We start from the raw sequence: 6,760 nt of genomic DNA, 5'->3' as shown, positions 1-6,760 counted from the left end.
CTTCTCCTCCCCCACCCCTTGCCAGCAACCCCGACGCGCTGCTGCCGCTGTACCAGGCGATGGTGCTGACGCGCCAGTTCGACCTGAAAGCGATTGCGCTGCAGCGCACCGGCAAGATCGGCACCTTTGCCTCGGCCCTCGGCCAGGAAGCCATCGGCGTGGGCGTGGCCTTTGCGATGCGGCCCGAAGACGTGCTGGTGCCCTCGTACCGCGACCACGCGGCGCAGTTTGTGCGGGGCGTCACGATGGCCGAGAGCCTGCTCTACTGGGGCGGCGACGAACGCGGCAGCGGCTTTGCGGCGGCGCCGCATGACTTTGCCAACTGCGTGCCGATCGGCACCCAGGTCTGCCACGCGGCCGGCGCCGCCTATGCGTTCCAGCTGCGCGGCGAGCCGCGCGTGGCGGTCTGCCTGCTGGGCGACGGCGGCACCTCCAAGGGCGATTTCTATGAGGGCATGAACATGGCCGGCGCGTGGCACGCGCCGCTGGTGATCGTGATCAACAACAACCAGTGGGCAATCTCGATGCCGCGCAGCGGCCAGACCGCGGCGCAGACGCTGGCGCAGAAGGCCATTGCCGCCGGCATCCCCGGTGAGCAGGTCGACGGCAACGACGTGGTCGCGGTGCGGCACCGCGTCGGCGAGGCCATCGCGCGCGCGCGCGACGGCGGCGGCCCGGCGCTGATCGAGGCCATCACCTATCGCCTGGGCGACCACACCACCGCCGACGACGCCTCGCGCTACCGCGACGAGGCCAGCGTCAAGGCGCACTGGCAGGAAGAGCCGCTGCTGCGGCTGCGCACGCACCTGCTGGCGCTGCACGCGTGGGACGCGGCGCGCGAGGAAGCGCTGGTCAAGGCCTGCTCACAGCAGGTGGCGCAGGCCGTGGAGACTTACCTGGCCGTGCCGCAGCCGGACCCGGCCGCGATGTTCGACTGCCTGTACGCAACCATGCCGGCCGAATTGCAGGCGCAGCTGGAGATTGCCCGGCGCTTCCTGGCGCCGCACGGATAACCAGCAAACCCTGCGCCTTCACCTGGCGACCACAGCGAGCGAACCATGGCGGAAATCAATCTGGTCGAAGCAGTCAACCTGGCGCTGGCCCATGCGCTCGAGCACGATCCCGATGTGCTGCTGCTGGGCGAGGATATCGGCGTCAATGGCGGCGTGTTCCGCGCCACCGCGGGCCTGCAGGCGCGCTTTGGCGCGGCGCGCGTCATGGATACGCCGCTGGCCGAAGGCGGCATCGTCGGCGCGGCGATCGGCATGGCGGCAATGGGGCTCAAGCCGGTGGCCGAGATCCAGTTCACCGGCTTTATCTACCCCGCGGTCGACCACATCATCAACCACGCCGCACGCATGCGGCATCGCACGCGCGGGCGCTTGTCATGTCCGATGGTGGTGCGCTCGCCGTGCGGTGCCGGCATCCATGCACCCGAGCATCATTCCGAAAGCCCGGAGGCGATGTTCGCGCATATGCCCGGCATCCGCGTGGTGGTGCCTTCATCGCCCGCGCGCGCGTACGGGCTGCTGCTGGCGGCCATCGCCGATCCGGACCCGGTCATCTTCCTCGAACCCACGCGGCTGTACCGCCTGTTCCGCCAGGAAGTGGCCGACGACGGCGCCGCGCTGCCGCTGGACACCTGCTTCACGCTGCGCGAAGGCAGCGACATCACGCTGGTGAGCTGGGGCGCGATGGTGCAGGAGACGCTCGCCGCCGCGGACGCACTGGCAGGCGAAGGCGTGACGGCCACGGTCATCGACGTGGCCACGCTCAAGCCGCTGGACATGCAGACCATCCTGGAATCGGTGACGCGCACGGGCCGCTGCGTGATCGTGCACGAGGCCCCGCGCACCGCCGGCTTCGGCGCCGAGATCGCGGCGCAGCTGGCCGACGCGGGCCTCTACTCACTGGCCGCGCCGGTGCAGCGCGTGACCGGCTTCGACACCGTGGTGCCGCTGGCGCGGCTGGAATACACCTACCTGCCTGGCGTCGCCCGCATCGTCGACGCGGCGCGCAAGGCGATGGCAGCGTAATGCGAGAGTTGCCGACGATAGGCAAGGAGTGCCGATGAGAGTCTTCAAGCTGCCCGACCTGGGCGAAGGCCTGCAGGAGGCCGAGATCGTGACCTGGCACGTCAAGACCGGCGACACCGTGGCCGCTGACCAGCCGCTGCTGTCGGTGGAGACGGCCAAGGCCATCGTGGAAATCCCGTCGCCCTATGCAGGCACCATCGCCAAGCTGTTTGCGCAGCCCGGCGATATCGTCCACCTGGGCGCGCCGCTGGTCGGCGTCGAGGGTGCGGGCGAGGATGCCGACGCCGGCACCGTGGTGGGCTCGGTCCAGGTCGGCACGCACGTGGTCAATGAAGCCGCGCCCGCGGGCTCCGCGGCACCCGCCGCGGCCATGGCCGCCCGCGTCAAGGCCACGCCGGCGGTGCGCGCGCTGGCGCGCCGGCTCGGGGTGGACCTGGCAATGGCCACGGCATCGGGCCCCGAGGGCGTCGTCACCGCCGCCGACGTGGAACGGGTAGCCAGCACGCTGGCCGAACTGGGCGCGCCGGAACAGCTGCGCGGCGTGCGCCGGGCGATGGCGCAGAACATGGCGCGTGCACAAGCCGAAGTGGCCGCCGCCACCGTGATGGACGACGCCGACATCCACGCCTGGCAGCCCGGCGCCGATGTCACCATCCGGCTGGTGCGCGCCCTGGTGGCCGGCTGCCGCGCCGAACCCGGCCTCAATGCCTGGTACGAAGGCCAGACCGCCCGCCGCCACGTGCTGAAGAAGATCGACGTCGGCATCGCGGCCGACCTGCCCGAAGGCCTGTTCGTGCCGGTGCTGCGCGACGTCGGCAACCGCGATGCCGCAGACCTGCGCCACGGCCTGGACCGCATGCGCGCCGACATCCGCGCGCGCACCATCGCGCCGGAGGAGATGCGCGGCAACACCATCACGCTGTCCAACTTCGGCATGATCGCGGGGCGCTATGCCGCGCCAATCGTGGTGCCGCCGACCGTGGCAATCCTGGGTGCGGGGCGCGTGCGCGAGGAAGTGGTAGCAGCCGGCGGCGTGCCGGCGGTGCACCGGGTGATGCCGCTGAGCCTGACCTTTGACCATCGCGTGGTGACGGGTGGGGAGGCGGCGCGGTTTCTGGCGGCGGTGATTGCGGATCTGGAGATGGCGGTGTAGCGGTCGAAGACAACAGGGAGCCGACGAGCAAATAGCCTCGGAGAATACTGCCGCCCCTCGTGTACGCTCCCCTCTCCCGCAAGCGGGAGAGGGGAGCAAACCGCCGGTGTGCTGGCACCGATCGGGAATCGGGCGCTGCGGTGGCCCTGTATATAATGCGTTTCCGATCGCCGCTGCCGTCAAGCCGGACCTATCCGGACAGCCGGACCCCCCTCATGGAATCCAAGACCGCCCGCCTTACCATCCTGATCGATCCGGTCAAGAAAAAGGCCTTTGAAACCCTGTGCGCCTCACAGGATCTGACACCGTCGCAGGTCGTGCGCCAGCTGATCCGCGAATACCTGGCCCAGCATGGCGTGGAATACGCCACCAAGCCCAAGCCCGCGGGCAGCACCCGGCAGAAGAAGTGACTCAGCGCGGGGCGTCGCCCTCGCCTGCATCTTCGCTTGCCAGCTCGCCGCAGCGCTGCACCACCTGCGCCAGCGAATCCACGTAGTTGCCCTCCCCCAGCGCCGCCAGCACGCCCGCGCGCGCCAGCTTTTCCCTGACCCGCTCGTTGGCTTCAGCCAGCACCACCGCCACGCCGCGTTTCTGCAGCGTCACGATCACGGCCTCCAGCGTCTGCAGCCCGGTCATGTCCATGAAGGGCACGCGGCCCAGGCGGATCAGCAGCACGCGCGGCTCGGTATGGGTCTGCACCAGTGCGCGCTCGCACGCTTCCACGGCACCGAAGAAGAACGGTCCGTCGATGGCATAGACCAGCACGCCCGGCGGCATCCGCGCGGGCAGGCCGGCGCCGGTATCGCCCAGTTCGCGCTCTACGTCCACGACATCCTGGCGCGCCACCTCCACTGACGCCGACATGCGCAGCAGGAACTGCAGCATGGCCAGGATCACCCCGATGTTGACCGCCACCACCAGGTCGGTCAGCACGGTCAGGGTGAAGGTGATCAGCAGGATGGCCACGTCGGCGCGCGGCGCGCGGCGGACCATGCGCGCGAACTGGCGCCCCTCGCTCATGTTGTAGGCCACCACGAACAGGATCGCGGCCAGCGTCGCCAGCGGCACGCTGGCCGCGAGCGGTGCCAGGAACAGCAGCACCATTACCAGCGTGAGCGCATGCACCACGCCGGCCAGCGGGCTGTTGCCGCCATTGCGGATATTGGTGGCGGTGCGGGCGATGGCGCCGGTGGCGGCAAACCCGCCGAACAGCGGCGCCAGGATATTGGCGATGCCCTGGCCGACCAGCTCCTGGTTGGAATCGTGCCGCGTGCCCGCCATGCCGTCGGCCACCACCGCGGACAGCAATGACTCGATCGCGCCCAGCATGGCGATGGTGAAGGCCGGCCCGGCCAGCTCCAGCACGCGTGCCAGCGTGATGTCCGGCAGCGCGGGCACGGGCAGCCCGCGCGGCAGGCCGCCAAAGGCGGTGCCGATGGTGGCGACGCCGTCAAAGCGGAACAGCGCCTGCACCGCGGTGGCAACCAGCAGCGCCACCAGCGGCCCGGGGATGCGCCGCAGCCAGCGCACGCGCGGCGCGCCCACTACCAGCGCCAGGCTGCCCAGCGCCAGCGCGGTGGTGGCCGGGTGCCATTGCGGCAGCGCCTGCAGCAGGTGCCAGAGTTTTTCGTGGAAATGCTCGCCGGCGACCGGCGGCAGACCGAAGAAATCGCGCCACTGGCCGACAAAGATGATCACGCCGATGCCAGCCGTGAAGCCGACGATCACCGGCGCGGGAATGAACCGGATCACGCTGCCCAGCCGCGTCAGCCCCATCGCCAGCAGGATCAGCCCCGCCATCAGGGTGGCGATCTGCAGGCCGTCGATGCCATGGCGCGCGGTCACGGCGGACAGCACCACGATAAACGCGCCGGTGGGCCCCGCGATCTGCAGCCGGCTGCCGCCGAACAGCGACACCGCCAGCCCGGCGACGATGGCCGTGTACAGGCCCTGCTCCGGCTTGGCGGCTGACGCGATCGCAAACGCCATGGCCAGCGGCAGCGCCACCACCCCGACGATCACGCCCGACACGATGTTCGGCAGCCAGTTGCCGCGTCGGAACAGTCCGGCCAGCCAAGCTTCGCGCAGCGCGATCATGCGTCAATCCCTCGGGTTCGTGCAGGATGATGATGGTGCATTGGATGATAACAGCATGTTAATGCCCGCCGGCTTGCGGCTCGCGCCGTGATATTCGCCACGCCTGCACTGTCGCTTATGCCACTCAATTCCTATACTGGATTGGCTCGCCCGGGCGTACGGGGTATGGGCCAGGGCGGACGCGGCAATCTTCTGCAATCGGAGGCCCATCATGTTCAAGCACCTCCTTGTGCCTACCGACGGCTCCGCACGCGCCGACGCGATGGCGGCCCGCGCCATGGCCTTTGCCAGCCGCATCGGCGCCCGCGTGACCGGGCTGCATGTGATTCCCGAGTACCACGTACTGACCTACCGGCTGACCAGCCTGCAGGACACCAAGGACACCTTTGCCGCAGAAGCAGCGCGCCACGCGGATACCTTCCTCGCCGCGCTCAGCCACACCGCGGCGCAGGCCGGCGTGGCCTGCGAGACCGTTACGGCCACCGACGACCATCCCTGGCAGGCCATCATCCAGTGCGCGCAGCAGCGCGACTGCGACCTGATCGTGATGTCGTCGCATGGCAAGCGCGGGCTGCAGGCGCTGCTGATCGGCAGCGAAACCCACAAGGTCCTGACCCACAGCACGATCCCGGTGCTGGTCTTCCGCTAGGCGGCCGGGCGAACAACGAGACAGCGCGATAGCGGGCAACAGTGCGCGGCGACGCGCGTTTCCAAACCACGCCAACTGCAAGGAGCGCAACCATGGCGATTCGACTGGGCGAGCAAGCCCCTGATTTCACCGCCGACACCACGGAAGGCAAGATCAGCTTCCATGAATGGATCGGCGACAACTGGGCCATCCTGTTCTCGCATCCCAAGGACTTCACGCCGGTGTGCACCACCGAACTGGGCTATATGGCCCGGCTCAAGCCCGAATTCGACAAGCGCAACACCAAGATCATCGGCCTGAGCATCGACCCGGTCGGCGACCACCAGCGCTGGGTCAAGGACATCGAGGAAACGCAGAACTGCACCATCAACTATCCGATGATCGGCGACGCAGACCTGAAGGTGGCCAAGCTCTACGACATGATCCACCCCGAGGCCAGCGGCAGCGGCCCGCGCACGGCGGTAGACAACGCCACCATCCGCTCGGTGTTCATCATCGGCCCGGACAAGAAGGTCAAGGCCATGCTGGTGTACCCGATGAGCGCCGGGCGCAATTTCGACGAGGTGCTGCGCCTGCTGGATTCGCTGCAGCTCAATGCCAAGCACACCGTGGCCACGCCGGTGAACTGGAAGCCGGGCGAGGACGTCATCATCCCCACATCGGTCTCGGACGAGGAGGCCAAGAAGAAGTACCCGCAGGGCTTCAAGACCCTGAAGCCCTACCTGCGCACGGTGGAGCAGCCCAAGTAAGGGGAGCGAGAAGCGCCAGCACCAGGGAGTGCGGGCGGGGGGGGGGGGGCCGCCGGCCTCGTCGGGATGGGCTTAT

7 protein-coding genes are annotated in these 6,760 nt (G+C 68.9%); 6 read left to right on the top strand and 1 reads right to left on the bottom strand.

Features of this window, described 5'->3' with window-relative positions:
• From pdhA to AC3WRR_RS25220, 4 genes are all read left to right on the top strand, one after another.
• Positions 1–1,013: pyruvate dehydrogenase (acetyl-transferring) E1 component subunit alpha (pdhA, locus tag AC3WRR_RS25235; RefSeq protein WP_492298428.1), on the top strand; the 1,013-nt coding region annotated here is incomplete at its 5' end.
• A 45-nt stretch (positions 1,014–1,058) separates the two neighbouring features.
• Positions 1,059–2,036, top strand: a complete 978-nt coding sequence (locus AC3WRR_RS25230; protein WP_010810902.1) for an alpha-ketoacid dehydrogenase subunit beta — start codon at positions 1,059–1,061, stop codon at positions 2,034–2,036.
• A 34-nt stretch (positions 2,037–2,070) separates the two neighbouring features.
• Positions 2,071–3,189, top strand: coding sequence for a dihydrolipoamide acetyltransferase family protein (locus tag AC3WRR_RS25225; RefSeq protein WP_010810901.1), 1,119 nt, complete (start codon positions 2,071–2,073; stop codon positions 3,187–3,189).
• A gap of 215 nt (positions 3,190–3,404) precedes the next feature.
• Entirely contained in the window at positions 3,405–3,599 is a 195-nt protein-coding gene (locus AC3WRR_RS25220; RefSeq protein WP_010810900.1) for a ribbon-helix-helix domain-containing protein, read from the top strand.
• A 1-nt stretch (position 3,600) separates the two neighbouring features.
• On the opposite strand, the gene AC3WRR_RS25215 is transcribed toward AC3WRR_RS25220, so the two are convergent.
• The gene (locus AC3WRR_RS25215) at positions 3,601–5,286 is read right to left on the bottom strand and encodes a SulP family inorganic anion transporter (RefSeq protein ID WP_492298425.1); all 1,686 of its coding nucleotides are present in this window, start codon (positions 5,284–5,286) and stop codon (positions 3,601–3,603) included.
• 211 nt (positions 5,287–5,497) lie between these two features.
• Between AC3WRR_RS25215 and AC3WRR_RS25210 the strand changes: the two genes are divergently transcribed.
• The gene (locus AC3WRR_RS25210; RefSeq protein ID WP_011617733.1) at positions 5,498–5,935 is read left to right on the top strand and encodes a universal stress protein; all 438 of its coding nucleotides are present in this window, start codon (positions 5,498–5,500) and stop codon (positions 5,933–5,935) included.
• Between the two features lie 92 nt (positions 5,936–6,027).
• The gene (locus AC3WRR_RS25205; protein ID WP_010810897.1) at positions 6,028–6,684 is read left to right on the top strand and encodes a peroxiredoxin; all 657 of its coding nucleotides are present in this window, start codon (positions 6,028–6,030) and stop codon (positions 6,682–6,684) included.
• The last annotated feature ends 76 nt before the right edge of the window (positions 6,685–6,760 follow it).

The organism is Cupriavidus sp. FW305-3-2-15-C-LB2, from assembly GCF_058787575.1.
This window is presented reverse-complemented; position numbering and strand designations above follow the sequence as displayed.